At 65.7% G+C, this 24,365-nt stretch carries 21 protein-coding genes; 11 read left to right on the forward strand and 10 right to left on the reverse strand.

Annotated elements, in window-relative coordinates; translation table 11 throughout:
• The first annotated feature begins 11 nt into the window (after window positions 1–11).
• Complete coding sequence (locus ACSQ23_RS00330) at window positions 12–500, forward strand: DUF2165 family protein (RefSeq protein ID WP_436089355.1); 489 nt, start codon at window positions 12–14, stop codon at window positions 498–500.
• Window positions 501–576: 76 nt separating this feature from the next.
• Complete coding sequence (locus tag ACSQ23_RS00335; RefSeq protein WP_436089356.1) at window positions 577–1,917, forward strand: MATE family efflux transporter; 1,341 nt, start codon at window positions 577–579, stop codon at window positions 1,915–1,917.
• Window positions 1,918–2,084: 167 nt separating this feature from the next.
• Here ACSQ23_RS00335 and ACSQ23_RS00340 read toward each other — a convergent pair whose 3' ends face one another.
• Window positions 2,085–3,161: a quinone-dependent dihydroorotate dehydrogenase gene (locus ACSQ23_RS00340; RefSeq protein ID WP_436090552.1), complete on the reverse strand. Its 1,077-nt coding sequence runs from the start codon at window positions 3,159–3,161 to the stop codon at window positions 2,085–2,087.
• A gap of 29 nt (window positions 3,162–3,190) precedes the next feature.
• The gene (locus tag ACSQ23_RS00345; protein WP_436089357.1) at window positions 3,191–3,544 is read right to left on the reverse strand and encodes a DUF952 domain-containing protein; all 354 of its coding nucleotides are present in this window, start codon (window positions 3,542–3,544) and stop codon (window positions 3,191–3,193) included.
• Window positions 3,545–3,698: 154 nt separating this feature from the next.
• Between ACSQ23_RS00345 and ACSQ23_RS00350 the strand changes: the two genes are divergently transcribed.
• On the forward strand, window positions 3,699–4,343 hold the full coding sequence (locus tag ACSQ23_RS00350) for a S24 family peptidase (RefSeq protein ID WP_436089358.1): 645 nt from the start codon (window positions 3,699–3,701) through the stop codon (window positions 4,341–4,343).
• The gene (locus ACSQ23_RS00355) at window positions 4,340–4,942 is read left to right on the forward strand and encodes a dienelactone hydrolase family protein (protein WP_436089359.1); all 603 of its coding nucleotides are present in this window, start codon (window positions 4,340–4,342) and stop codon (window positions 4,940–4,942) included. Before ACSQ23_RS00350 ends, ACSQ23_RS00355 begins: the two co-directional genes overlap by 4 nt.
• Before the next feature lie 11 nt (window positions 4,943–4,953).
• On the opposite strand, the gene ACSQ23_RS00360 is transcribed toward ACSQ23_RS00355, so the two are convergent.
• Window positions 4,954–6,606 carry a lysine--tRNA ligase gene (locus ACSQ23_RS00360; RefSeq protein WP_436090553.1) on the reverse strand — a complete coding sequence of 551 codons (1,653 nt, stop codon included), beginning with the start codon at window positions 6,604–6,606 and terminating at the stop codon, window positions 4,954–4,956.
• Between the two features lie 161 nt (window positions 6,607–6,767).
• On the opposite strand from ACSQ23_RS00360, the gene ACSQ23_RS00365 reads away from it, so the two are divergent.
• Window positions 6,768–7,172 (forward strand): tellurite resistance TerB family protein, encoded by a 405-nt coding sequence (locus tag ACSQ23_RS00365; RefSeq protein WP_055887634.1) that lies wholly within the window; start codon window positions 6,768–6,770, stop codon window positions 7,170–7,172.
• A gap of 97 nt (window positions 7,173–7,269) precedes the next feature.
• Here ACSQ23_RS00365 and ACSQ23_RS00370 read toward each other — a convergent pair whose 3' ends face one another.
• The gene (locus ACSQ23_RS00370) at window positions 7,270–8,082 is read right to left on the reverse strand and encodes a transporter substrate-binding domain-containing protein (protein ID WP_055887637.1); all 813 of its coding nucleotides are present in this window, start codon (window positions 8,080–8,082) and stop codon (window positions 7,270–7,272) included.
• A 131-nt stretch (window positions 8,083–8,213) separates the two neighbouring features.
• On the reverse strand, window positions 8,214–9,479 hold the full coding sequence (locus tag ACSQ23_RS00375) for a D-amino acid dehydrogenase (RefSeq protein WP_436089360.1): 1,266 nt from the start codon (window positions 9,477–9,479) through the stop codon (window positions 8,214–8,216).
• A 156-nt stretch (window positions 9,480–9,635) separates the two neighbouring features.
• Between ACSQ23_RS00375 and ACSQ23_RS00380 the strand changes: the two genes are divergently transcribed.
• Window positions 9,636–11,237, forward strand: a complete 1,602-nt coding sequence (locus ACSQ23_RS00380) for a hypothetical protein (RefSeq protein ID WP_436089361.1) — start codon at window positions 9,636–9,638, stop codon at window positions 11,235–11,237.
• A 10-nt stretch (window positions 11,238–11,247) separates the two neighbouring features.
• Here the strand turns inward: ACSQ23_RS00380 and ACSQ23_RS00385 are convergent, their stop codons facing one another.
• From ACSQ23_RS00385 to ACSQ23_RS00400, 4 genes are all read right to left on the reverse strand, one after another.
• Window positions 11,248–12,810 (reverse strand): hypothetical protein, encoded by a 1,563-nt coding sequence (locus tag ACSQ23_RS00385; RefSeq protein ID WP_436089362.1) that lies wholly within the window; start codon window positions 12,808–12,810, stop codon window positions 11,248–11,250.
• A complete protein-coding gene (locus tag ACSQ23_RS00390) occupies window positions 12,807–13,679 on the reverse strand; it encodes a carbohydrate ABC transporter permease (protein WP_056002546.1) in 873 nt (290 codons plus the stop codon). The genes ACSQ23_RS00385 and ACSQ23_RS00390 overlap by 4 nt, the downstream gene beginning before the upstream one ends.
• Entirely contained in the window at window positions 13,676–14,560 is an 885-nt protein-coding gene (locus ACSQ23_RS00395) for a carbohydrate ABC transporter permease (protein WP_436089363.1), read from the reverse strand. The genes ACSQ23_RS00390 and ACSQ23_RS00395 overlap by 4 nt, the downstream gene beginning before the upstream one ends.
• Before the next feature lie 71 nt (window positions 14,561–14,631).
• Window positions 14,632–15,954 carry an extracellular solute-binding protein gene (locus tag ACSQ23_RS00400; protein WP_436089364.1) on the reverse strand — a complete coding sequence of 441 codons (1,323 nt, stop codon included), beginning with the start codon at window positions 15,952–15,954 and terminating at the stop codon, window positions 14,632–14,634.
• Between the two features lie 267 nt (window positions 15,955–16,221).
• Between ACSQ23_RS00400 and ACSQ23_RS00405 the strand changes: the two genes are divergently transcribed.
• A complete protein-coding gene (locus ACSQ23_RS00405) occupies window positions 16,222–17,253 on the forward strand; it encodes a LacI family DNA-binding transcriptional regulator (protein WP_436089365.1) in 1,032 nt (343 codons plus the stop codon).
• On the opposite strand, the gene ACSQ23_RS00410 is transcribed toward ACSQ23_RS00405, so the two are convergent.
• Window positions 17,250–18,251: a LacI family DNA-binding transcriptional regulator gene (locus ACSQ23_RS00410; RefSeq protein WP_436090554.1), complete on the reverse strand. Its 1,002-nt coding sequence runs from the start codon at window positions 18,249–18,251 to the stop codon at window positions 17,250–17,252. The genes ACSQ23_RS00405 and ACSQ23_RS00410 overlap by 4 nt on opposite strands.
• A gap of 214 nt (window positions 18,252–18,465) precedes the next feature.
• Between ACSQ23_RS00410 and ACSQ23_RS00415 the strand changes: the two genes are divergently transcribed.
• From ACSQ23_RS00415 to ACSQ23_RS00430, 4 genes are all read left to right on the forward strand, one after another.
• Window positions 18,466–19,752, forward strand: a complete 1,287-nt coding sequence (locus ACSQ23_RS00415; protein ID WP_055887652.1) for an ABC transporter substrate-binding protein — start codon at window positions 18,466–18,468, stop codon at window positions 19,750–19,752.
• Between the two features lie 273 nt (window positions 19,753–20,025).
• Window positions 20,026–20,925, forward strand: a complete 900-nt coding sequence (locus ACSQ23_RS00420) for a carbohydrate ABC transporter permease (RefSeq protein WP_436089366.1) — start codon at window positions 20,026–20,028, stop codon at window positions 20,923–20,925.
• Complete coding sequence (locus ACSQ23_RS00425; protein ID WP_055887660.1) at window positions 20,922–21,773, forward strand: carbohydrate ABC transporter permease; 852 nt, start codon at window positions 20,922–20,924, stop codon at window positions 21,771–21,773. Before ACSQ23_RS00420 ends, ACSQ23_RS00425 begins: the two co-directional genes overlap by 4 nt.
• Before the next feature lie 20 nt (window positions 21,774–21,793).
• A complete protein-coding gene (locus ACSQ23_RS00430) occupies window positions 21,794–24,361 on the forward strand; it encodes a GH116 family glycosyl-hydrolase (RefSeq protein ID WP_436089367.1) in 2,568 nt (855 codons plus the stop codon).
• The last annotated feature ends 4 nt before the right edge of the window (window positions 24,362–24,365 follow it).

Below are 24,365 nucleotides of genomic sequence, written 5' to 3' on the forward strand. Positions count from 1 at the left end.
GGGTCAGGTCCATGCTTGTTCGCTTCTGCAAGATCGGCTTCGTGGCGGTGGTGGCGCTGTTCTTTTCGGTCATCGCCTACGGCAACATCACCGACTACGACAGCAACTGGCAGTTCGTGCAGCATGTGCTGAGCATGGACACCATTTTCCCCAATTCGACGCTGAAGTGGCGGGCGGTCACCGACCCGAACCTGCAGAGCGCCGGATACTGGGGCATTATCGGCTGGGAGGCGCTGACGGCGCTGGTGCTGTGGATCGGCGTGATCCGGCTGCTCGCGGCCGTCTCCGGTTCGGGGTTCGCCCGCGCCAAGGGCATCGCCGCTGCCGGCCTCACCATGGGCTTTCTGCTGTTCGGACTGGGTTTCGTCGTCGTCGGCGGTGAGTGGTTCGCCATGTGGCAGTCGGAAACCTGGAACGGCCAGCAGAAGGCCTTCGAGTTCATTTCGATGATCGGCCTTGCCCTCGTCATACTGCTGTTGCCAGAACCGGCGGAGGCGTGACCGGGCCGCACGGCTGGCGTAGAGTTTAGCCCGTTCCATCGAATCGCCCACCTCGCCTCCAGTTCAGACGGCCCAATTGACCCGACCGACCTATCCGTTCGACGTGCGCTCGCGCGACGTCTGGGCCATTGCGCTGCCCGCCTCGGTGGCCTTCATCACCGAGCCGCTGGCCGGGCTGGTCGATATCACGGTGATCGGCCGGCAGGGCGATGCGGCAATGCTGGGCGGCGTTGTGCTGGGCGCGCTGGTGTTCGATTTCATCTTCTCGATGGCGTATTTCCTGAGGACCGGCACGGCCGGGCTGACCGCCCAGGCGATCGGGGCGCGCGACCCGCGCGACGGCCTGCTGCATGTGGCGCGGGCCATCGGCATCGGAGTGATCGCCGCCGTGCTGATGATCGCGCTGCAGCTGCCGCTGCTGGCGCTGGCGAACCTCGCGATGGCGCCGACCGCCGGTGTCGCCGAGGCGTTGAAGCAGTATTTCGAGGTGCGGATCTGGGCGGCGCCATTCTCGCTGATCAACTATGCGCTGCTCGGCTGGTTCTATGGCCGGGCGCAGGCCAAAACCGGCATGATGCTGCAGATGCTGATCCACGGCATCGATATTCCGCTGTCGATCCTGTTCGTGATGAGCTTTGGCTGGGGCCCGCATGGCGCGGCGCTGGCGACGGTGATCGGCCAGGCCGCGGCGTGCCTCCTCGGGCTGATATTCCTGGTCCGGCATTTCGGCGGCTTCAGAAAAATCATGGCGCTGATCGTGCCGGACGAGTTGTTCCACGGCCATGCACTGCAGCGGATGTTCGGGCTCAGCCGCGATCTGATGATCCGCTCGATCGCGCTGATGGGGGCCTACGCCTATTTTGCCGCGCAGGGCTCGCGGCTGGGCGAAGTGCCGCTCGCCGCCAACGCCATCCTCCTCAACTTCCTGATGATCTCGGGCTTCTTCCTCGATGGCATCGCCCAGGCAGCGGAGCAGCTCTGCGGCAAGGCGGTCGGCGCCAACTGGCGGCCGGCTTTCGACCGCGCCTACACCCTCGCGTTCCGCTGGGGGACGCTGATCGCGGTCGGGCTGGCGCTGGTCTGGTTCGCCGGCGGCTGGTACCTGATCGACTTCATGACCACGAGCGAACCGGTGCGCGAATATGCCCGGATGTTCCTGTGGGTCGCGGCGCTCTCCTCGCTTACCGGCATGCCGGCCTTCGTGTTCGACGGCATTCTGGTGGGCGTGACGCTCAATACGGTGATGCGCAACGGCATGGTGCTGGCGCTCGGCCTGTTCCTCGCCGCCGCCGTGGTGCTGCAGGGGGCGTTCGGCAATACCGGGCTATGGATCTCGATCCACCTGTTCTTCCTCTGCCGCGCCGGCTTTTACTGGTGGGCGCTGGAGCGGAAGAAGGCGGGGTTGTTTGACGCGTAGCAGCGCAAGAGCAAGGCCCCACCCAGCGACGCTAGCTCGCTTCGCTCACAAGCTTTGCTGCCCTCCCCACAAGGGGGAGGGAGACGCAGGAACCGATAGCTTGCAGTCAGATCTCCCTCCCCCTTGTGGGGAGGGATCAAGGGTGGGGGTGGCCCCACGCTCGAACGCTAGAGGCTAGCTTTGCCCGAAGCCCATTCCGACGTCGTCAGCCCGGTCAGTTCCGATACCGACTTCAAACCCCTGCTCCGCACCGCAGCGCTCAGCCCGCGCTTCAGCCGGTCGAGCATATCGAGCCCGCCGAACACCAGGGCCGAGTAGAGCTGGATCGCGTCGGCGCCGGCCTCGAACTTGGCCACGGCGCTCTCGGGCGAGTGGATGCCCCCAACTCCGATGATCGGGAGCTTGCCCACCCGCTGGCGGACCTGCGCCAGCTTCTGCGTCGCGAGGTTGAACAGCGGCTTGCCGGAGAGGCCGCCGGTTTCGGTGGCATTCTCCAGGCCCTGCACCGGGTCGCGGCTCAGCGTGGTGTTGGAGACGATCAGCCCGTCGAGATCGGTGGCGAGCACCACTTTGGCGATGCCGTCGAGCGCCTTCTCGTCGAGATCGGGGGCGATCTTCAGCAGCACCGGCACGCGCACCGAGGCTTTGGAGCGGGCCTTCAGCACCGCGGCCAGCAGCCGCGTCAGCGCCTCGTCGGCCTGAAGGTTCCTGAGGCCGGGGGTGTTGGGGGACGAGATGTTGACCGTCAGGTAATCGGCGACCTCGGCGAAGCGGGTGACGCCGGTGACATAGTCGGCGACGAAATCCTCAGAGTCCTTGTTAGCCCCGATATTGACCCCGAGGATGGCGCCGACATGCGCACCCTTCAGCCGGGCAAAGGCCGCGTCATGGCCCTCGTTATTGAAGCCCATGCGGTTGATCACCCCATCGGCCGGGGTGACCCGGAACAGCCGCGGCTTGGGGTTGCCGACCTGCGGGCGCGGCGTGACCGTGCCGATCTCGACCATGCCGAAGCCCATGCGGGCCAGCGGCTTGGGCACCTCGGCATTCTTGTCGAAGCCGGCCGCCATGCCGACCGGGTTCTTGAGGTCGAGCCCGCAAAGCGTGATGTGCAGTTCGGGGGGATCGACGCCCTCCTGCTCCGGCGCGAGGCCAAGCCGCAGCGCCGCGATGGTGGCGCCGTGGGCGATCTCGGGGTCCATCTTCAGCAGCGTGTCACGGGTCAGGCCCGAGACCAGCGGCATACGGAGCAGCGGGGAGAGACGCGAGAAGATCATTTGACCCAATCCGGCAGTGAGACGAGACCGTCAGCCGGGACATCGAGCCGTGTCATGTTGGAAACCGCCGACATCGGCAAGCTGGCGAACAGATGCGGGAACAGATCGCCGTCGCGCGATGCCTCCCATTTCAGCGCCTCGCCGAGCGGCGCCGCGGGCACCTGGAACAGCACCTGATCGCCGAGCCCGGCGAAATAGAGCCGGATGGTTTCGCCGAGCTGTGGGGCGCTGGAGAAGTGGATGTAGCCATCCTTGAGGTCGATCGGCTGGCCGACGAAGCGGCCGGCGGCCAGCGAGGCGTCATAGATCTCGCGGCTCGCGACCTTGTAGATGAACTCCGGGGTGGCCACGGCATGCTCCTTGGATCGAACGCGCCGGACCCTAGAGAGTCAGGCCGCCGATCACAAGTTGGTCCGGCCCGCTTTACAAGCGTCTGGGCCAGGTTTTGGATAGGACTTGTTTCCGCGCGGAGACAGCATTCCTCGGGGAGCTCGACCGGAAAGCATGCTCTCGCATAGCGACATCTGGAACGCCATCGACACGATCGCCGGACGGCACGGGCTGTCGGCGTCCGGGCTGGCGCGGCTTGCGGGTCTGGATGCGACCGCGTTCAACCGATCCAAGCGGATCAGCAAGGACGGGCGCAAGCGCTGGCCTTCGACCGAGAGCGTCGCCAAGGTGCTGGAAGCGACCAACGAGAGTTTCGATGCCTTCCTCGCCGGCAGCGGCGCCTTTCTGCAGGTACGGGCGCCGAACGCTACGCGGTCGTCTGTCCCACTGCTCGGTCTCGGACAAGCCGGCTCGGGCGGCTTCTTCGATGCGGCTGGCTTCCCGCAGGGCCAGGGCTGGGACGAGGTGGCCTTCCCGTCGGCGCCCGAGGACGGCAGCTACGCCCTCGAAGTCTCGGGCGACTCGATGCAACCGCTCTATCGCGATGGCGACATCATCGTGGTGTCCCCCACCATGCAGATGCGCCGCGGCGATCGCGTGGTGGTGCGCACGAGGGCCGGCGAAGTGCTGGTCAAAGTGCTGTACCGGCTGACCCCGAAGCTGGTCGAACTCCACTCGCTCAACCCCGCCCATCCACCGCGCATCCTCGCGATGAAGGACGTCGAGGGTATGGGCCGCATCGTCTGGGCCAGCCAGTGACCGAACAACTCGAGATCGTCCTGCCCCCTGACGGCAGCGGGCTGGGTGTGCTGCTCATCCATCCGTGGTGGGGCCGCAACCAGACAGTGCTGGATTTTGGCCGGCGCCTCGCCGAGCGCGGCTTCGTCGTCGGGCTGGCCGACGCCTTCGAGGGTAACGTCGCGACCGAGCGCGATGCGGCGCAGGGGCTGCTGGAGCGCTACTGGCAATCGGCCCCGGCGCTGCTCGCCGACAATGTCCGCACCCTGGCCGCACATGCGGCGGTGACCGGTGGCGTCAGTGGGCTGGGCTTTTCGTTCGGCGGTTTCCAGTTGCTGCAGCTACAGGAGGAGCTGCCGCTCAGGCGCGTCGTCACCTATTACGCCGACCGCGAAGTCAGGTTGAAGGTGCCGGTGCTCGGCCACTTCGCCGAGACCGACCCGTTCGCTGACGATCAGGACGGGATGATCAGAAAGCTCGTGGCCGCCGGTGCGCCCAGCACCGCCATCGTCTACCCCCACACCACGCACTGGTTCGCCGAAGCCGACCGGCCGGAATATGATGCCGCGGCCGCCGAGGCGGCGTTCGAACGCTCGGTGGCGTTCCTCCGCGCCGACTGAGCGTCAGCCGTTCAATCGGCAGCGGTGACCAGCTTGCCGGCCAGCGCATCGGCGATCAGCTTGCGGGTCTCGGCCACGCCGTAAAGCGCGATGAACGAGCCGAAGCGCGGGCCCTGGTCGGCGCCGAGCAGCACCTGATAGATGGCGCCGAACCAATCGCGCAGCGGATCGAAGGCGTGCGCATTGCCGACCGCATAGACGATGTCCTGCAGTTCCTTGGCCTCGAGCGCTTCCTTGCCGGCGAGTTGGTCGGCGAGATCCTGCAACGCGGCGCGTTCCTTGTCAGTGGGAGCGCGGAACGTCTTGGTCGGCTTCACCTCGTCGTTGAAGTACCGCACCGCATAACCCGCGAGCCGGTCGAGCTCGGGGTTGGTCAGCGGCGTCTCGCCTGGCAGGCGGCGCGAGATATAGTTCCACAGCGCCGACTTCTCGTGCGCGTTGGCAGCCGAGGCGAGGTTGAGCAGCAGCCCGAAGGAGATCGGCATATCGACCACCGGGACCTTGCCCGAATGGATGTGGAAGGCCGGGTTCTCGAGCGCCGCTGCCGCGTCCTGGCCGTTATAGGCGGCGACGTGCTGGTAATACTCATCGACGGCGCGCGGGATCACGTCGAAATAGAGGCGCTTGGCCACCCGCGGCTTCTGGAACATGTAGAGGCTGAGGGTCTCGGTGCCGGCATAGGTCAGCCACTCGTCGATGGTCAGCCCATTGCCCTTCGACTTCGAGATCTTCTGGCCCAGGTCGTCGAGGAACAGCTCATAGACATAGTGCTCGGGCGGGGTGCCGCCGAGGATGGCGCAGATCTTGTCGTAGAGGTGCTGGTTGGTCTGGTGGTCCTTGCCGAACATCTCGAAATCGACGCCCAGCGCCGCCCAGCGCATGCCGAAATCCGGCTTCCACTGCAGCTTCACATGCCCGCCGGTGACCGGCAGGGTGGCATCGCGCCCATCCTCGTCGACAAAGGTGACCGTGCCGGCCTTGGCATCGACGTGCTTCATCGGCACGTAGAGCACGCGGCCCGAAATCGGCGAGATCGGCAGGAATGGCGAATAGGTCGCCTGCCGCTCCTCGCCGAGGCTGGGGAGCATCACCGCCATGATCTCTGCATAGCGCTCGGCGGCGCGCAGCAGCACTTCGTCGAAGCGCCCTGCCTTGTAGTACTCGGTGGCGCTGGCGAACTCGTAGTTGAAGCCGAAGGTATCGAGGAAGCGCCGCAACATGGTGTTGTTGTGGTCGCCAAAGCTCGGATAATCGCCGCCGAACGGGTTCGGCACAGCGGTCAGCGGCATCTGCAGGTAAGGCTCGAGTGCGGCGCGATCCGGCACATTTTCCGGGATCTTGCGCATGCCGTCCATATCGTCGGAGAAGCAGAGCAGCCGGGTCGGGATCTCGTCGCGGGTCAGGAGCCGAAAGGCAGTGCGGACCATGGTGGTGCGCGCCACTTCGCCGAAGGTGCCGATATGCGGCAGGCCCGAGGGACCGTAACCGGTCTCGAACAGCACTTCTTCCAGCCCCAGCCGCTCGACCCGAGCCACCAGTTTCCGGGCTTCCTCGAACGGCCAGGCGCGCGCCGTCTGAGCGGCGTCGAAGAAGGCGGGGTCGAGGGTCGGAAGCGGCGCGGGCACGGCAGGCCTCAGATGCTGAGTGGGGAGAAGGCGCTCAATTGCACCAGCCGGCTACGGGCGTCAATGGGAAGCGCCCTGCCCCGCCTTGCCAAGCGCCGGTGCGGTGCCTAGTTATGCGGGACTTTTCGATCAGGTCTTGGTTGTCGCAAGATCGAACCGGAAAGCTCTGCAACTTTCCTGATCTCGCTTTCGAGGACCCGATGGCCATTTCCCTGCAGGACGCTCTCATCCACATCATGGTGGTTACCGCCTCGTCCGACGAAGGCATCTCCGACCACGAGCTGGACGTGATCGGGAGCCTCGTGGTGCGCTCGCCGGTCTTCGCCGATTTCGACCTCGAGCGGCTCTCGGCGGTGGCCAACGCGGCGGTCGACAAGACCAACAGCGCCGGCCTCGACACGGTGCTCAACGATGCCATCGCCGCTGTGCCGAAGCGCCTGCACGACACCGCCTACGCGCTCGCCGTCGAGGTCGCGGTGGTCGACGTGCAGCTGCCGCAGGAGGAGCTGCGCCTGCTCGAGATGGTGCGCGATCGGCTGGACGTCGACCGGCTGGTCACCGCCGCGATCGAAGCAAGCGCCCGCGCCCGCATGCGCGCGGCCTAGAGCATTTCACCGCTTCTTTGAATCGGTGCGTGCTCTGGGTTTTTGATTTGGTCGCGCCTTCGAACCGGAAAAGTCTGCAACTTTTCCTGAAAGCGCTCTAATAGAAACTCACCGGGAACCAGCGCAGGTAGAGTTCGTCGTAGGCGCCCGAGCGCTTCAGCCGGGCGAGGCCGTAGTCGATGACCTGGCGGACGGCGTCGGCGCCCGCCGGTACGGCGACGGCCAGACCATCGCCGAACAGGTCGGGACGGAAATACGCCTCGCCCGCGAACTCGCAGCAGCCGACATGCTCGTTGAGCCAGAACGAGGCGCGCATCGCATCGCCGAAATAGGCGTCTGCTTCGCCCTTCGACAGCGCATCGAGCGCCATGATCTCGCTGTCGAACTGGATCAGCCCGGCTGCCGGCAGGTAGCGACGGATGAACTCGGCATGGGTCGAGCCGCGGCGCACCGCCACCCGCTTGCCGTCGAGCGATGCCGGCTCGAACCCGGCGGCCGCAGCGACGGGCGTGACGAAACGGCCGGGCAGCATCAGGTAAATCTGCGAAAAATCGAACAGCGCCCCGTTCTCGCGGGTCAGCGCCAGCCCGGCGATCAATGCGTCACCCTGCCGGTCTTCCAGCGCCCGTGCTGCCTGATCCCATGGCCAGGCCTGTACCGTGCAGGCAATGGCAAGATCGGCGCAGAGCGCCCGCGCCAGGTCGACATTGAAGCCGACCAGTTCGCCCTTGTCGTCACGGAAGTTGAACGGCGGAAAGTCGGCAGTGGTGAGAAAGCGGATCGACGGCACCGCGGCGAGGCTGGGGACGATTTCGCGCGCGCCGGGATCGATGTGATAGGGCAGCGCCTGCGCCATCACCGGCGCCGACGGGGCGAGCAGCAGAGCGAGGGCGAACAGTAAGGCGCGCATGACGTCCCGGGGCGAGCGATCCTCGGCTTATCGCCCAATTCGCCGCCAAAGGCGAGGGCCGATGCCGGCTGTTCCCAAGCTCTCGGTTTTCGAGCCGCTGGAGCGCAGCACGGATCAGGAAGCGTAACGGCTTAGCCCGAGGCATAAGCGTAACGGCTTAGCCCGAGGTCGGCGACTTCGATGTCGGGTGTCTGGCCGGAAATGATGTCGGCAAGCACGCGGCCGGACCCGGCGGCCATGGTCCAGCCAAGCGTACCGTGACCGGTGTTGAGGTAGAGGTTGGAGAACTTCGAGCGCCCCAGCACCGGCGTTCCATCCGGCGTCATGGGCCTCAGCCCGCACCAGAAACTGGCCTTCGACGCATCTCCGGCACTGGGGAACAGCTCGCGCAGCGAGCGGTCGAGCGGGCCGCGGCGCGCGGGGTGGAGCGTCGTGTCGTAGCCGGCAATCTCGGCGGTGCCGCCGACCCGGATGCGGTCGCCAAGCCGGGTCGTCGCCACCTTGTAGGTCTCGTCCATGACAGTCGAAACCGGCGCCACCGAGGCATCGGTGATCGGCACGGTGAGCGAATAGCCCTTGATCGGGTAGACCGGCAGGCCAATGCCGAGGGGGCGCAGCAGCAGCGGCGAATAGCTGCCGAGCGCCACGACATAGGCGTCGGCGGTCAACATGCCCTTGTCGGTGGCAACGCCGGTCACCGCGCCGGCCTCGATGGCAATGTGGTCGATACGGGTGCCGTAGCGGAAGGCGACGCCGTGGCTGGCGGCACGCCCCGCCAGGGCTTCGGTGAACATCTTGCAGTCGCCGGTGTCGTCGTTGGCAAGGCGCAGCCCGCCGACAAACGGCACTGTGGCCGTGGCAAGCCCCGGCTCCGCCGCGACGCAGCCCTTGGGGTCGAGCACCTCGTAGGGCACGCCGTACCGCTTCAGCACGGCGATGTCGTCGGCGGCGTGATCGAGCTGCTTCTGCTCGCGGAACAGCTGCACCGTGCCCTGCTGGCGGCCGTCGAAGGCGAGGCCGGTTTCGGCGCGCAGGGCGATCATCCTGTCGCGCGAGTACTCGGCCAGCCGCACCATGCGGCCCTTGTTGACGGCATAAGCGCGCTCGGTGCAGTTGGCCAGCAGCTGCAGGCCCCAGATCCACATACGCGGATCGAGCTTGGGCCTGAGCACCAGCGGGCCATCGGTCATCAGCAGCCACTTGATCGCCTTGACCGGGATACCCGGCCCGGCCCAGGGCGAGGCGTAGCCGTAGGACAGCTCGCCCGCATTGGCATAGCTGGTCTCGAGCCCCGGTCCCGGCTGGCGATCGATCACCGTCACCTCGTGGCCTGCCTGCGCCAGATAATGGGCAGAGGTGGTGCCGATGACGCCCGAACCGAGGATGAGGACTTTCATGCCTTCATCATCACGAGAGCGGGCTGAAAGGCAATACGCGACAGCAACATGGGCGGGTTACAGTGCATCAAGCACGCATGCCGACTTGCGCTTGGGTGCGCCCATGGGCATGCTTCGCCCGCGGGGGCGCAACAAAGACCATCGGGGAAATAAACGGTGAGAATTGCCGCGCTGTTCTTGGGGTTGATTGCCGGGCTGTTTGCGCTCCTGGCGCCGAGTGCGCTGCGCGTCGACCTCATTTCACCATTCCTCGACTTCTGGACGACGACCTCGAACGAGCGGCTGCTCGGCACCATCATCTGGTACGCCATCGCCGGCGCCGCGCTGCTGGGCGGCGTGCTCGCCACGGTGACACCGGGCTTTGCCGCGTTGCTGCTGATCGGCGCGGCGGCGGGCTGGCTGGTGGTCGCCATCTCGGTACCACAACTGTTCACCTACCACCTGCTGGCGCCGGCAGGCGCGGCCGGTATCGCGGCACTGTTCGCGTTCCTCGCCGGGGAATTGCAGGTGCGACGGCGGCGACTGGCCCGGCGCAACCGGAAGCTCGCGGCCGAGCCGCCCGAAGAGGTCGACAGCGAGTTCGAGCGCGAGGCAGCGCTGCGGATGGACCCGTTGCTGATGCCGCGGCAGGACGCAGCGCCACCGCCCAAGCGGGCCATTCCGCTGACGCTCGACGATGTGACGGTCACCTCTCGCCCAACGAGCATGCCCCCGCGCTGGCAGGATCTCGATGCGCAGCAGCCGCCGCGTCGGCACGATCCCGACATGTGGGCCGAGGCGCGGCGCGAGCAGCTGCGGCCGGAACCCGAAGCACCGCGGACCAAGGCTGCACCCGAGCTGCGAGCCGAGATGCGGGAACAGGACCCCGGGGTACGGCGACGCGAGCCGGAGAACCGCGAGCGGAAGCGCGAGGCGGAACCCCGGCGCGAGCCACAGGGCCGGCGCAGGACCCGACGCGGCAGCGTCTGGGTCGCAGCGCTGGCGGCGGTGGGCGCTGTGCTGGGTATCGGCATCCTTGCGGCGGGCGGCTACCTGATCTACCGCGACGGCTCGCTCGACGCCCTGCTCAGCCCACTGAACACCCCGATGGTCGCGGCCAGCGGCGAGGCGCCTGCCCCCGGGGCCGCCACGCCTGTTGCCGCAGCGAAACTGCAACCGCCGGCGACGCCTGTAACGGCAGCCGATGCGTCGACTGCTGCCCGGTCACTCGACGCTCCTGCCACGGCGACCCCGGCCGTCGCGGCGCTCTCCGCCCCTCTGCCCGCCGCTGCAGCGCCCGCTACGCCAGCTGCCCCGCTGCTCAGCGAGCCGGCAACAACGCCGACGCGCATTGCTGCCGCGGCGGCGCCGGAAAGCTACGACGACCCCTTCGCCTATTGCCGCGCCGTGGGCACGATCGACTATGTGGACCATCGCTACAGCGGCCCGGCCACCGTCATGGCAATGACCAGCGCGCTGCTGATCCCTGCCGGCTCGGCGCGCGACCGGGTGCGCTGGCGTTGCTTCGAGGGCGCGGTGCTGGCCTGCACATCCTATGTCGGGCCGATCTGCGACATGGCGCCAACGGTGCTGGAGATGCGCGAGTTCTGCGAGCGCAACCCCAATGTCGAGCAGTTGCTGGCGCCAAGCGGGACCTGGGCCTGCGTCGACGGCAAACCGCAACTCCCCGCCGACGCCAGCTGGCCGATCGACGCCCGCGGCTTCCTGCCCCAGGGCTGGATCGCCGTCCCCGACCCGGCAGCGACCGGCGCGGGGTAACGAGGCGCCCCTAGTCGTCGAAGCCGAACGCGAACAGTTCGGCGTCGTCGATCTCGAACCAGAGCTTGATGAAGCGATCCGCGGATCCTTCCGGGTCGGGGGCGGTGCCCGTGGTCCAGCGCACCTGGTTGCGGACGCCGTCGGCGCTGATCGACGTGCAGTCGTCAAAGCTGCGGCCGGGCAGGATACGACCATTGGAATCGCTGATGGCGACACGGATCGCGCCGCCCTTGCCGCGGCTGTTGAGCCAGAGTGAGCGGCCGTCGGTGCTGAGCGGGCGTGTGATGATCCGCCCCAGCCGCGGACCGCGGTTGTCGAGCGAGACCAGACCCTCGAAGCGCAACGTGGCGACGCCCATGCCGAAACGAACCTCGGCACTGGGGTCGCGGGCCTCGTCGTGATCGAGCTTCTGGCCGCCGGCCCACCAATAGTCATGATGCGCCCAGGAGCCGCCGTGGTAAAAATGCCAGCGGTCGCCGACCCGCACCGGCGGCGAGACGATCGACACCATGTGCCTGTCCCAGTGCGCGCCGTGCCGCGGCGCGAGGAAGGCGTTGGCCTTGTCGGTCGGCTGCCAGGAGATGCCGTCGCGGCTGTAGACCAGCCGCACCTCCATTTCGTTATCGACATATTGCAGCACGCCAAGCGTGCCGAAATGCAGGCCGCCGACCCGGAACTGGCCGAGCCCGTAAAAGGCCTCGTCGAGGTTGTCGACCAGATCGTCGGGGGTTACCGCAGCGACCAGATCGGTCCAGTTGAGAAAGTCGGCGCTGACGGTGCGGTAAACCCGGCGCTTGTTCATCAGGTCGGGCCGGTTGGGCCAGTAGCTGGCGAAGCACCCGCCCCAGCCGGAGGGAACGCCGGGCCAATCGCTTGGCGCGCCGGCCGCGGTCATTCGGCCGTGCCGGGTGTATTGCAGGTAGAGCCGCGTCGCCGGGTCATAGGTAATGGTCGAGACATCCGAGAGACGGCCACCGGCATTGCCGAAGCTGGGCGGAACGCCGTAGCTCTGCCAGGTGAGGCCATCGGCCGAATGCGCCACGTCGATCTTGTGGCGATAGTCCGCGGTGGCGCGCGTGAACAGCATGCGGTAGCGCTGCGCCGGATCCGTCGGCTCGGGGTCGATGACGATGGCGGCGGAATGCACGCCAGTATCAGCCCATGGGTTAACCGCACTGGGCGAAGCGCCCTCAACATAGCCGGCGAAGATATTGGTGCGCTGGCCATCGACCAGCACGCGGTCCATCAGAGGTTTCTCGAAATGGACGCCGTCCTCGCTCACCGCGTAGAGCATGCGGTTCTGCCAGGGGTGACGCTGATACGGTGCCATCGGACCAAGGTCCTCGTACCAGCACTTTATCAGCCCGTCGGTCGGGTCCTTCAGCACGTTGAAGTTGCTGTAGGTGAAGTAGGGCGTGTGCTCCCAGGGCCGGTCGGCCTTGAGCACCGGGCCGGCGCCGAGACGCTCGGGCTTGTGCCAACGGCGGGTCACGCTGTCGGACTGCTCGATGAGCCAGTTGTCGACGAAGAGCTGCGGTTGGCGACCAACCTGGAAGATGGTTGCGTCGATCATTTTTCGGCTCCACTGGCTAGGCCCGACACGAGGTACTCCTGTGCAAAGAGGTAAGCGATGATCACCGGCGCCGTGGACATCACCGAGGCCGCAAAAGCGTAGTGATAGGCCGTGTTGTCGGTGCCGAAGAAGCTGAACAGGCCGACGCTCATCACCGCCACCTCGCGCGAATTGGCGAGCACCAGCGGCAGGAGGAACTCCGACCAGGCGCTGAGGAAGGTGAGGAAGCCGGCGGCGGAGAGCCCGGGAAGGCTCAGCGGCAGGATGATGCTCCAGAACACCCGGAACATCGAACAGCCGTCGATCACCGCCGCCTCATCGAGGCTGCGCGGCAGCGTGTCGAAATAGCCCTTCATGATCCAGATGACGAAGGGGACATTGCCGGCCGTGTAGATGATGATCAACCCGGCATGGGTGTTCAACAGGTCGAGCGAGTTGAGCATCATGTAGTACGGTACGATGTTCACGGTGCTGGGGATCAGTTGCAGGATCAGCAGCACGACGAGGATGGTATCCTTGAACGGGAACTCCCAGCGCGAGAAACCGTAGGCGGCGACGGTGCCGATGCCGAGCGAGAAGACCAGGGTGAAGGCGGTGACGATCACCGTGTTCCACAGATAGGTCGGCAGCGCCGTGCGATTGATGACATCGGTGTAGTTGGAAAAGGTGAAGTCGCGCGGCCAGAAGGTCGTCGGGAAGGCGAAGATTTCGCCCGGGTTCTTGAACGAGCCGAGCAGCACCCAGGCGAGCGGGAACAGCACCACCAGCGACAGCAGGCCATAGAGGGCGTAGGTGACCGCCAGCTCAGGCAGCCGATAGCGCGGCCGATCGGCGAGCGGGCGCGAATGGACGATGGCTTCGGTGGTCATCTGGGTACCCTCAGGACACGCAGGTAGGCGACGGTCAGGATCAGGTTGATGATCAGGATCACCGTGGCGATGGTCGAGGCATAGGCCGCGTCGAGCACCTGGAAACCCTGGTTGTAGAGGCTGAGCGACAGCACTTCGGTCGCCCTGCCCGGCCCGCCGCCGGTGAGCGCCAGCGGAATATCGACATGGTTGAGCGTGCCCGACGTCGCCATGATCAGGTTGATCAGCAGGATCGGCTTCAGCGACGGGATGGTGATGTAGCGCAGCACCTGCCAGCGCGACGCGCCATCGATCGAGGCAGCCTCATAGAGTTCCCGGCCGATGGTCTGCAGGCCGCCCAGTTGCAGGATGATAGAAAGCGGCACGCCGCGCCACACCACAGAGGCGATCATGATCGCCATCGATTCCGAGGGGTTGGAGAGCCAACTGCGGGTCTCGAAGCCGAACATAGCGATCACTGTGTTCATGATCCCCAGCTTGCTGCCCGAGAACAGCTGCTGGAACATCAGGCCGATGATCACCGCCGGGATCACCCAGGGCAGGATGGCGATGGAGCGCATCAGCCGGCGACCGAACACCAGCTTGTTGAGCAACAGCGCGATCATCAGCCCGAGCGACAGCTGCAACGCCACCACCGAGGTGACGAATATCACCGTGTTGGTCGCGACCTGCGGAAGCGCCGGCCAGGTGAAGAACCGCACGTAATTATCTAGCCCGACGAAGCGGGAGTCCGGATAGGCGAAGTGGAGATTGGTCAGGCTGATCCAGATGCCATAGAGCGCCGGATAGGCGGTGAAGCCGAGCACCACCAGGATCGCCGGCATGATGAAGAACAGGTACTGGTGACGCGACAGGCCATTAGCCGAGCGGGCTCGAGCCATCTGAGACCCCCGTGATGGTCGTGGGCGGGGCCGGGCGGCAGAACACCGCCCGGCGCGGGATAGGGCGGAGTTCAGTGCGACGACATCCGGTCATACTCGGTCATCACCTGGTCGCGGGCGTTGTCGACCGCCTGCGCTGGGGTGATGTTGCCGGCCAGCACTTCTGCCATCTGCAAGGCCCAGGCATTGGTGATGGTGGGGTAGATCGGCACGTTGGGCCGGGCGCGCATGGCGCCGGTATCGAAGATGGCCTTGAACTGCTGCATCAAGGGGTCGTTGTTGTAGAAATCCTGGTCCCAGATCGACTGCACGATCGGCAGGTGGCCGGCTGCGGCATTGAGCTTGCCGAGGTTCTCGGGCTTGAGCACGAAGTCGACGAATGTCCACGCAGCTGCCTTGCGCTCCGGTTCATCGGCGAAGATGCCGTAAGTCCAGCCGACAAGGATCGGCGAAGCCTGCGCGCCGCCGGGCAGCGGATAGCTGTAAGCGCCCAGATCGCCCTTGAGGTCGGGGACATCGGCGTACATCTGCGTCACCGCCGAGGACGACTGCGCCACCGAGGCGGTTTCGCCCGAGTAGAAGAACGGGCGGATGGCGCTCTCGTCCATGGTCGAGACATCGAGCGGCATCATCCCCTTCGCGACCATCTCGCGGTAGAGGGCGTAGACCTGCTCGAGCGCCGCGCGGTTGGCCCCATCGAAGAACACCGGCTTACCGGTATCGTCGACGAGATTGCCGCCCAGGCCCCAGAACATCGAGAGCATGTGGAGTGCGGTGAGTTCGGTACCCGAGGCGGGAAGCATCACGGCAGACTTGCCAGCCGCCTTGGCCTTCTCGCCGAACGCGACGAACTCGTCCCAGTTTTTCGGCGGCTCGGTATAGCCGAGTTCGGCCATGACGCTGGGGCGGTAGAACAGGCCGCGCCAGGCATTGTGGAACCAGGCGGCATAGACCTTGCCCTCGAAGGTCACGGCGTCGACGGCCTGCGGATAGAAAGCGGCCCGCGCCTCGGCCGGCCACATCTCGTCGAGCGGCTGAAGCTTGCCGGTCTCGACCAGCCGGGCGATCCAGAAGCCGTCGAGCACCGCGAGATCGGGCAGGTTGCCGGCGGTGGCGGCGGTCAGCAACTGCTGCAGCGCCTCGGTGCCGTTGGGCAGGATCTCGAACTTCAGCGTGATATCCGGGTGCTCGGCCTGGAACCGGTCGTAGAGGTCCTTATAGGCGTCGGCCACCGCCGGCAGGCCGGCGGTCGGCGTGAAGGTCGGCGGCGCCCATAGCGTCAGTTCGACGCCCTGCGCCAGCGTTGCGACCACCGATAGCGAGCCGGCGAGTATGGTGGCGGCCAGCAGCCGCGCAGCGCCCGTCCGGCCCCGCAGTTTCTCAGTCTTGAGCATGGATCTCCTCCCAGAGCGACCGGGATAGCGCCCGGCGATGCATCCATACTCGGCACCAGAATCTGCGTAAGTCAAGAAATTTGAGAAACGTTTCGCAAATGTGGATTGACGCAATAGCAGGGCCATGTGGTAAGAAATGAGGGCAAGATCGCGACTTCTGAAGAAACGTTTCTCAAGTGCGTAAGCGACTGCGATACCCTTGCGGTCAGCGTGACGATCTGGCTCTGCTCGAGGCGAGCGGCCACTGTTCGAGGATTCTGACCGTCGATGTCCAAGCCAATCGCTACCATCAAGGATGTGGCCCGCGAAGCCGGCGTATCGATCTCGACCGTGTCCTCGGTGGTGAACGGCAATAAGCCGGTATCGGAGGATCGCGCCCGCCGGGTGCGGGAGGCGATCGCAAAGCTCGAGTTCCAACCCAACCATATGGCGCGCTCGCTGCACGCCAAGCGGACGCGCACCCTCGCCTACCTGACGCCCGATATCACCAACGTTGCTATCGTCCGCACCTTCAAGGCCGTCGAGGCGGTGGCGCATGCCCGCGGCTACGCGGTGTTCCTGCTCGATACCGACGGCTCGGTGGAAATGACCCGCGAGGCGCTCGACCGGATTATCGGACTGAGGATGGATGGGGCGTTCCTGCCGCTCAGTTGGGTCATGGGACACCCGGAGATTGGGCTGTCACGCCTCGCCGAGCGCGGCATCTCGATGGTTGGCGTGTCGGGGTCCTATGATATTGCCGACATCGACTGCTTCCTGCATGACGAGGACGGCGGCGGGCGGCAGATCGGCGACTACCTGCATCGGCTGGGACATCGTCAGGTGTTGTTCGTCGGCCCGACGCCAAGCCGGTCGGCCGAGCGACGCTGGTCCGGCGTGCGCGCCGCCTATGCCGACAACGAACCTGGCAGCGAGGCCGGGCTGGAGCTGGTGTCGACCGGCGGTTACTCCGCGGCGGCGGCCTACGACGCGGTGCAGGCAGCGTTGGCGGCGCGCAGCCGATTTACCGCTATGGTGGCCTTCAACGATGCGGTGGCGACGGGCGCGCTTGCCGCCCTTTCCGACAATGGCCTGCGGGTACCCGACGATGTGTCGTTCGTCTCGTTCGGCAGCGGCCACCGGGATTTTGCCCGTCCGCAGATCACCTCGGTCACCTTCGATGAAGAACGCATCGCCCAGCTGGCCGCCAACCGCCTGATCGACCGGATCGAAGGCGTTGCCCAGGACGCGGAAGGCACCGGGCATATCTATCTGCCGCTGGCGCTGACGATCAGGCAATCGACGAGGCGGCTGGCCTAGGATTCCGATTTCGGCGCAGGGATGGTGGAACTGCGGAGCACCAGTTCGGGGGTGAACAGGTCCGTCGTGCTGCTCGGGCGGCGGCGGCCGGCAATGAGATCGAGCATGATCTCGATGGCCCGCTCGGCCATCGGCGCCAGCGGCACGCGAACCACCGTCAGCGGCGGCGCGAGGAGTTCGGCAAAGTCGAAATCGTCGATGCCGACGATCGACAGATCTCCGGGAGCCGCGAGACCGAGATCGTGCAGCGCATGGAGCGCCCCCAGCGTCATCATGTTGGAGATCGACAGCAGCGCCGTCGGCGGCTCGGGCGATCGCATAACCTCGAACACACTGCTGGCGGCCAGCGACTGGTCGTAGTCGCCCTTGAGCAGCATGCCGGGGTCGACCGTGAGGCCGGCGGCCCGATGGGCTTCGAGGTAACCGGCAAGGCGGTCCTTGCTGGTGGCGAGCTCGGCGATGCCGGTGAGGACGGCGATCCGGCGATGGCCGAGCCCGATCAGGTGCTCGGTCGCCATGCGGGTGGCGGCGACATTGTCCAGCTTGACGACGCTGTAGGCGAGCCCCTCGACATACATGTCGAGCAGGACGGTCGGTACGTGGATCTCGCTTCTGAGCCGCTCGCCGTGCTCGGCGTCGGAGCGGGTGGGGATGATGATCAACCCGGCCACGCGCTGCTGGCGCAGCATGCGCAGGATATGGTTCTCACGCTCGGAATCCTGCCCGGTGGAAAACACCATCGAGAGATAGCCGGCATTGAGGCAGACATTCTCGATGATCCGCGCCACGGCGGCGAAATGCGGGTTGGTGATCGAGGGGACGATCAGGCCGATCAGTCTCGACTGGCCACTCCTCAGGCTCTGCGCCCCGCCATGCGGCACATAGCCCAGCTCGCGCACCGCCTCCTCGACCTTGGCGATCACGTCGGCGCTCACCGGAGCCGAACGGTTCAGCGCCGCCGAGGCCGTGGAAATGGCCACGCCTGCATGCCTTGCCACATCCCGAATGGTTGCCAAATCAAATCCTCGGTCGCCGTGGCCCTTGCCAAATGCGCTGCGAAATGCTGTATACGAAACGTTTCGTGTTCGCAAATGACCAGCGGCGGATGGAGCCGAACTCCAGCCGGCGTCTAACAAGGGCAGCAACACGAAACGTTTCGACCGGGGGATCGGTCAGCGACAAGCGCCTGATAGCGCAGAGGGAGGATTGAGTATGTTCAGGATTTCACGCCGTAACCTGCTGGTGTCTTCGGCGGCACTGGCGGCAGGCGCCGGACTCGGCCTCGGCCGTGCCGTGGCGCAGTCGGATGCCACCGCAACGCTGAAGCTGCAGACATTCGGCGGCGATGCCGAGCTCGCCGGCATCAACAGCGCCATTCAGCGCTTCAACAAGGCCTATCCGAACGTGACTGTCGAGGTCTCGATCGACCCGATCTCGACCGGTTGGGGCGACTACGTCACCAAGGTGCTGGGCCAGTTCACTTCGGGCTCGGCCGCCGATGTCTACGGCACCGCCATCGAGACCTTCCAGGCCTTCTCGGCGCGCGGCCTGTTCCTGCCGCTCAACGACTTCGTCGCTGCCAATTCCGGCTTCTCGGACTTCGCACCCAGCCTGTTCGAACAGGGCTCGTACAAGGGGAACATCAACTACATCCCCATCGGCTGGAACAACATCATGATCAACTACAACCGCGACCTGTTCGATAAGGCAGGCGTGGCCTACCCGGCGCGCGGTTGGACCTGGGAGCAGTTCCGCGAGACCGCCAAGGCGCTCACCGTCAAGGACGGCTCGGGCAACGTCAGCCAGTTCGGCTACGAAGTGCCGAACCAGAACTTCTTCGTGTTGCCCTGGTTCTTCTCCAACGGCACCAACATCCTCAGCGCCGACTGGACCGCATCAAACATGCTGGATCCCAAGGTCGCCGAGACGCTGCAGTTCCTCTACGACCTGATCCATGTCGACGGCGTCTCGCCCATCCCGGGCGCCGAGGCGATGGACAACCAGTTCTTCGCCGGCCAGGTGGCGATGATCAATCGCGGTCAGTGGATCGTCCAGAACGCCAAAAAGAACAACCTCAACATGGACATCGCGGTGCCGCCGCAGAAGGAAAAGGAAGCCACGATCATCGGCTTCGGCGCCTATGCGATCGCCAAGTCCGCTGCGAATGCCGATCTCGCCAAGGCGCTGGTGCTCGAGCTCACCAGCGAGGAGACACAGCGCGAGCAGGGCGAACGTGGTGGTGGCGTGCCGGGCCGCAAGTCGGCCGCGTCCTCCGAGGCCTTCCTCGCCTTTCCACCCAGCGCCTTCCTCTACTACGAGACGCTGCCGTTCACGACGCCTGTCCCCTCGCCTGCCAACTTCCAGGAAGTCGAGAAGATCTTCATCCGGCACTACACCGCGATGATGTCGGGCCAGGAGAGCATCGCCGACGGCACCAAGGCCGCCGACGCCGAGCTCAGCGAGTCCTTCACCCGCCTGAAGCAGCAGCTGGGCGGCTGAGTTCCTCGCGTGGGAGGGGGCCCACTGAGACAGACGGCCCCCTCCCATCCTCCCCCATGAAGGGGGAGGTGCCCCGCCAGTGAGCGTGGCACAATCGAAGACAGAGCCCCGCCTCTTCACCTCCCCCTTTATGGGGGACTTCGAGCCGTCCCACAGGGCAAATCGCTCCAGTGGAGCGATTTGAGGAGAAAAGGCCATGAGAGCTACGCTCGAATGGCGAGGGAGGGGGCCGTCTCTATCAGTCGGGTTTGAAACACCGTGACCACAGCAAGCATGACCGCGCTACGAAAGCCCTCCGATCTCCGCCGCACGCAGGCGCGGACCGGGTACCTTTTCGTGCTGCCCACCTCGGTGCTCTACCTGACCTTCGTGCTGGCGCCGGTGATCCTCACCGTGATCCTCAGTTTCGCCTATTACGATCCGATGCTCGGCTCGCGCTGGGTCGGGCTCGAGAACTTCCAGCGCTTCTTCACCGACCGGCGCTCGCTCGAGATCCTGTGGAACACGCTGCGCTTCACCTTCTTCGCCGTGACCTTCAACGTCTCGATCGGGCTGATCCTCGCCCTGGCGCTCAACCGCGCCATGCCGGGCTGGCTGCTCTACTTCTTCCGACTCGCCTTCTTCCTGCCGGTGATCATCGCCGCGGCGTTCGTCTCGATCGTCTGGAGCTATTTCTTCGGCGACGACCTCGGCGTCATCAACTACTTCCTGCGCGTGCTCGGCCTGCCGGCCGTGCGCTGGCTGACCGATGCCTCGACCGCCATGACCTCGATCGTCATCATGGATGTGTGGAAGAACACCGGCTTCTTCATGATCATCTTCATCGCCGCGCTGCAGGGCGTGCCCAAAAGCATCATGGAAGCGGCGGTGATGGACGGCACCCCGGCCTGGCGGCAGTTCTTCCGCATCACCCTGCCCTACATCTCGCCGGTAGTGTTCTTCTGCATCGTCTACGCTTCGATCGGCGCGCTGCAGGTCTATGAATCGATTGTCATCCTGACCCAGGGCGGCCCTGGCGACGCCACGCGCTCGCTCTCGATCCTCATCGTCGAGCAGGGCTTTGGCAGCTTCCAGATCGGCTATGCCGCCGCCATTTCGGTGGTGATGACAGTGATCATCCTCGTCATCACCGCCATCCAGCAACTGTTGTCGCGCAAGTGGGTGCAGCGATGAACACCGCCATGCAGACCCAGGCCGCCAAGCGCTGGCTGGACTACACCATCATCGCCGTTATCGCGGTGCTCGCCATCGGCATGCTGCTGCCGTTCCTGTGGCTGTTCTCGGTGTCGTTCAAGCCGGTATCGGAAGCCTACAAGCTGCCGCCGACCTTCTGGCCGACCAGCCTCGACCTCTCCAACTACGCCGCCGTGCTCGCCTCGCGCGTGCCGTTCCTGCAGATCTACGGCAACTCGCTGCTGATCGCGGTGGTGGTGACGGTGGGCCAGCTGGTCACCTGCACGCTCGCCGCCTTCGCCTTCGCCCGGCTCGAGTTCCGCGGCCGCGACACGCTGTTCGTCATCCTGCTGATCGGGCTGATGTTCCCGGCACAGGTCACGATCCTGCCGATCTATCTCGGCTATGCCCAGGTCGGGCTGATCAACCAGCCGATCGGGCTCGGGCTCATGTACCTCACCTCGAGCTTCGGGGTGTTCCTGATGCGCCAGTTCATGCTGAGCCAGCCCAAGGCACTTGAGGAAGCCGCGCTGATGGATGGCGCGGGCTACCTCAAGATCTTCTGGCGCATCTCGCTGCCGCAGCTCAGGCCGGCGCTCTCGGCGCTCGGCATCATCACCTTCACCCAGACCTGGAACTACTATTTCCAGGCCCGCGTGCTGCTCGGCCGCGAGACCTCGATGACGCTGCCGGTCGCGATGGACGTGCTGCGGGGCTATCTCGGCTCGGGCAGCCTTTCATTGGTGATGGCAGCGATGAGCATGTCCATCCTGCCCGTCGTGCTGCTTTTCCTCATCGCCCAGAAGTTCGTGATCGAAGGCATCACGATGAGCGGCATCAAAAACTAAGAACCAGGATTTTGCATCTTATGTGGGACGATCTCGCCTCCATCGACGCGCGCTTTCATTATGCCGGCGAGCGTTCCCGCTACCTTGCCTTCCCGCTGGGCGGCATCGGCTCGGGCGGCTTTTCCATCTCGGGCAGCGGCCGGCTGATCGACTGGTCGCTGCGCAACCGCCCGGCGCTGCAGAGCTATAACGGCTACTCGCACTTCGCCATCAAGGCCGAAAAGGATGGCAAGCTGGTCGATGCCCGCGTGCTCAACGGCCCCTATGATCTCAACCCGGCCGGCGCGCCGGGGATGCGCAAGATGTTCGATGGGTTCGGGCACGGCGCCAACCGCCAGACCCTGGTCGGGGTGCCGCATTTCCGCAACGTCGAATTCTACGGGCGCTTTCCCACCGCCGACCTGGTGTTTTCCGACGACCGCTTCCCGGGCGCCGTCCGGCTGACGGCGTTCTCGCCATTCATCCCGCATGAGGATCGCGACAGCTCGATGCCCGCCGCGATGCTGGAGTTCGAGATCGTCAATACCGGCGCCGAGGCGCTGACCTACACGCTCGCCGGTACGCTCGGGAACTATGGCGCCAATAGCGGCAAGAACAGCTTCCGGCAGGCGAGCGGCGTGAGCGCCATGCACCTCACCTCTGATGACCCCGAGCTCAAGGAAACCGAGCGCGGCGACCTGACGATCGCGACCGACGCCGAACTGGTCGAGCACACCGACTATCACTTCCGCGGGCAGTGGTTCGACGATCTGAGCGTCTACTGGAAGGAGTTCGCCCGCCCCGGCCCGCTCCCGACCCGGCATTACGACAAGCCGCGCAGCAAGCACATGTATTTCCAGCCCGAGCACACGACGCTCGGCGCGAAAGTCGCCGTGCCGGCGGGCGGTCGCAAGACCGTGCGCTTCGTCATCTCGTGGAACTTCCCCAAGGGCGACGTCTACTGGGCCCACCGCCCCAAGCCCGATGGCATCATCCCCGATCGCGCCACGCCGGCCTGGACGAACTATTACTCTACGCAATGGGCCGACTCGCTGGCGACCGCCACCGACGCCCTCAGCCGTTGGGACGAGCTGAAGCGGCGCACCCTCGCGTTCCGCGACGGGCTGTTCGGCAGCACATTGCCGGCCGAAGTGAAGGACGCGGCGAGTTCGACCCTGGCGTTGCTCCGCACCGCCACGGTGATCCGGCTCGAGGGCGGCGAGCTCTGGGCCTGGGAAGGCCAACACACCGCTGACGGTTCCTGCGAAGGCTCGTGCACGCATGTGTGGAACTACCAGCAGGCGCTCGCCCACCTGTTCCCGGCGATCGAGCGCACCCTGCGCGAGACCGAGTTCACTTACAACATGCTGCCATCGGGCGGCCTGACCTTCCGCCAGAAGCTGCCGCTCGGCAACGGTTTCGACATTATCGGCCCCTGCGCCGACGGGCATTTCGGCGCCATCATCAAGACGTTTCGCGATTGGAAGCTGAGCGGCGACACCGAGTGGCTGAAGCGCTACTGGCCGCAGGTCAGGCGCGCCATCGAATATGCCTGGAGCGAGGAGAACCCCGATCGCTGGGATCCGGGCCAGACCGGCATCCTCTCCGGCCGCCAGCACCAGACGCTCGACATGGAGCTGTTCGGGCCCAACTCATGGCTCGGCTCGATGTATGTGGCGGCACTGCTCGCCACCTCGGAGATGGCCACTGTCATCGGCGATGACGAACTCGCCGCGACGACCGCGCGCATGGGCAGGGCGGGCGCGGAGTATATCGACCGCGAACTGTTCAACGGCCGCTGGTTCATCCAGAAGATCGACCTTTCCGACAAGTCGGTGCTCACCCCGTTCGATGAGGGCCGCGCCGCCGGCGTCCTCGCCGACAGCTTCATGGACGTCTACTGGTCCGACGAGTTCGGCGAGATCAAGTACCAGGTGGGCGAGGGCTGTATCTCCGACCAGATCCTCGGGCAGTGGCACGCCGAAGTCGCGGGCATCGGCCGCTTCCTCGACCAGGGGCAGATCGAGACGGCGTTGCGCTCGGTTCATGCCAACAATTTCCGCCCAAGCCTCGCCGATCACTTCAACCCCTGCCGCAACTATGCCTTCGAGGACGAGGGCGGGCTCTTGATCGCCACCTATCCCGACGGCATCCGCCAGCCGATGGTCGCCGCGCCTTATGCAGAGGAAGTCTGGACCGGCATCGAATACATGTCCGCCTCGCACATGATCATGCACGGGCTCGTCAAAGAGGGCCTCGACATCGTCCGCGCAGCGCGCGACCGGCACGACGGCGCGGCCCGCAACCCGTGGAACGATATCGAATGCGGCTCCTACTACGCCCGCTCGATGTCGGCCTGGCAACTGGTCAACGCCTTCTCGGGCCTCGAGGCCGACTTCGTGGCGGGGCGGCTGAGCTTTGCGCCGAAACTCACGGGCGACTACCGGCTGTTCTGGTCGGCCGGCACCGCGTTCGGGACGCTCAGCCGCTCCGGCGCCGAGATCAATATCGCGCTGCTGGGCGGATCGCTGCAGCCCGGCACGAAGATCATCGTCGATGGCCGGACCATCGCCGCCCCAGCACCCGTTGCGACCTCTGAGTTCCAGTAAAGCC

Origin of the sequence: Devosia sp. LjRoot16, assembly GCF_964252795.1 — a bacterium.
Classification (GTDB): domain Bacteria; phylum Pseudomonadota; class Alphaproteobacteria; order Rhizobiales; family Devosiaceae; genus Devosia_A.

Coding starts and splice junctions, on each gene's coding strand:
- ACSQ23_RS00400 (WP_436089364.1), bottom strand. CDS start 15,954: ATGCTCAAGACTGAGAAACTGCGGGGCCGGACGGGCGCTGCGCGGCTG.
- ACSQ23_RS00430 (WP_436089367.1), top strand. CDS start 21,794: ATGTGGGACGATCTCGCCTCCATCGACGCGCGCTTTCATTATGCCGGC.
- ACSQ23_RS00405 (WP_436089365.1), top strand. CDS start 16,222: ATGTCCAAGCCAATCGCTACCATCAAGGATGTGGCCCGCGAAGCCGGC.
- ACSQ23_RS00350 (WP_436089358.1), top strand. CDS start 3,699: ATGCTCTCGCATAGCGACATCTGGAACGCCATCGACACGATCGCCGGA.
- ACSQ23_RS00390 (WP_056002546.1), bottom strand. CDS start 13,679: ATGACCACCGAAGCCATCGTCCATTCGCGCCCGCTCGCCGATCGGCCG.
- ACSQ23_RS00340 (WP_436090552.1), bottom strand. CDS start 3,161: ATGCCGCTGGTCTCGGGCCTGACCCGTGACACGCTGCTGAAGATGGAC.
- ACSQ23_RS00330 (WP_436089355.1), top strand. CDS start 12: ATGCTTGTTCGCTTCTGCAAGATCGGCTTCGTGGCGGTGGTGGCGCTG.
- ACSQ23_RS00365 (WP_055887634.1), top strand. CDS start 6,768: ATGGCCATTTCCCTGCAGGACGCTCTCATCCACATCATGGTGGTTACC.
- ACSQ23_RS00370 (WP_055887637.1), bottom strand. CDS start 8,082: ATGCGCGCCTTACTGTTCGCCCTCGCTCTGCTGCTCGCCCCGTCGGCG.
- ACSQ23_RS00425 (WP_055887660.1), top strand. CDS start 20,922: ATGAACACCGCCATGCAGACCCAGGCCGCCAAGCGCTGGCTGGACTAC.
- ACSQ23_RS00415 (WP_055887652.1), top strand. CDS start 18,466: ATGTTCAGGATTTCACGCCGTAACCTGCTGGTGTCTTCGGCGGCACTG.
- ACSQ23_RS00375 (WP_436089360.1), bottom strand. CDS start 9,479: ATGAAAGTCCTCATCCTCGGTTCGGGCGTCATCGGCACCACCTCTGCC.
- ACSQ23_RS00420 (WP_436089366.1), top strand. CDS start 20,026: ATGACCGCGCTACGAAAGCCCTCCGATCTCCGCCGCACGCAGGCGCGG.
- ACSQ23_RS00395 (WP_436089363.1), bottom strand. CDS start 14,560: ATGGCTCGAGCCCGCTCGGCTAATGGCCTGTCGCGTCACCAGTACCTG.
- ACSQ23_RS00385 (WP_436089362.1), bottom strand. CDS start 12,810: ATGATCGACGCAACCATCTTCCAGGTTGGTCGCCAACCGCAGCTCTTC.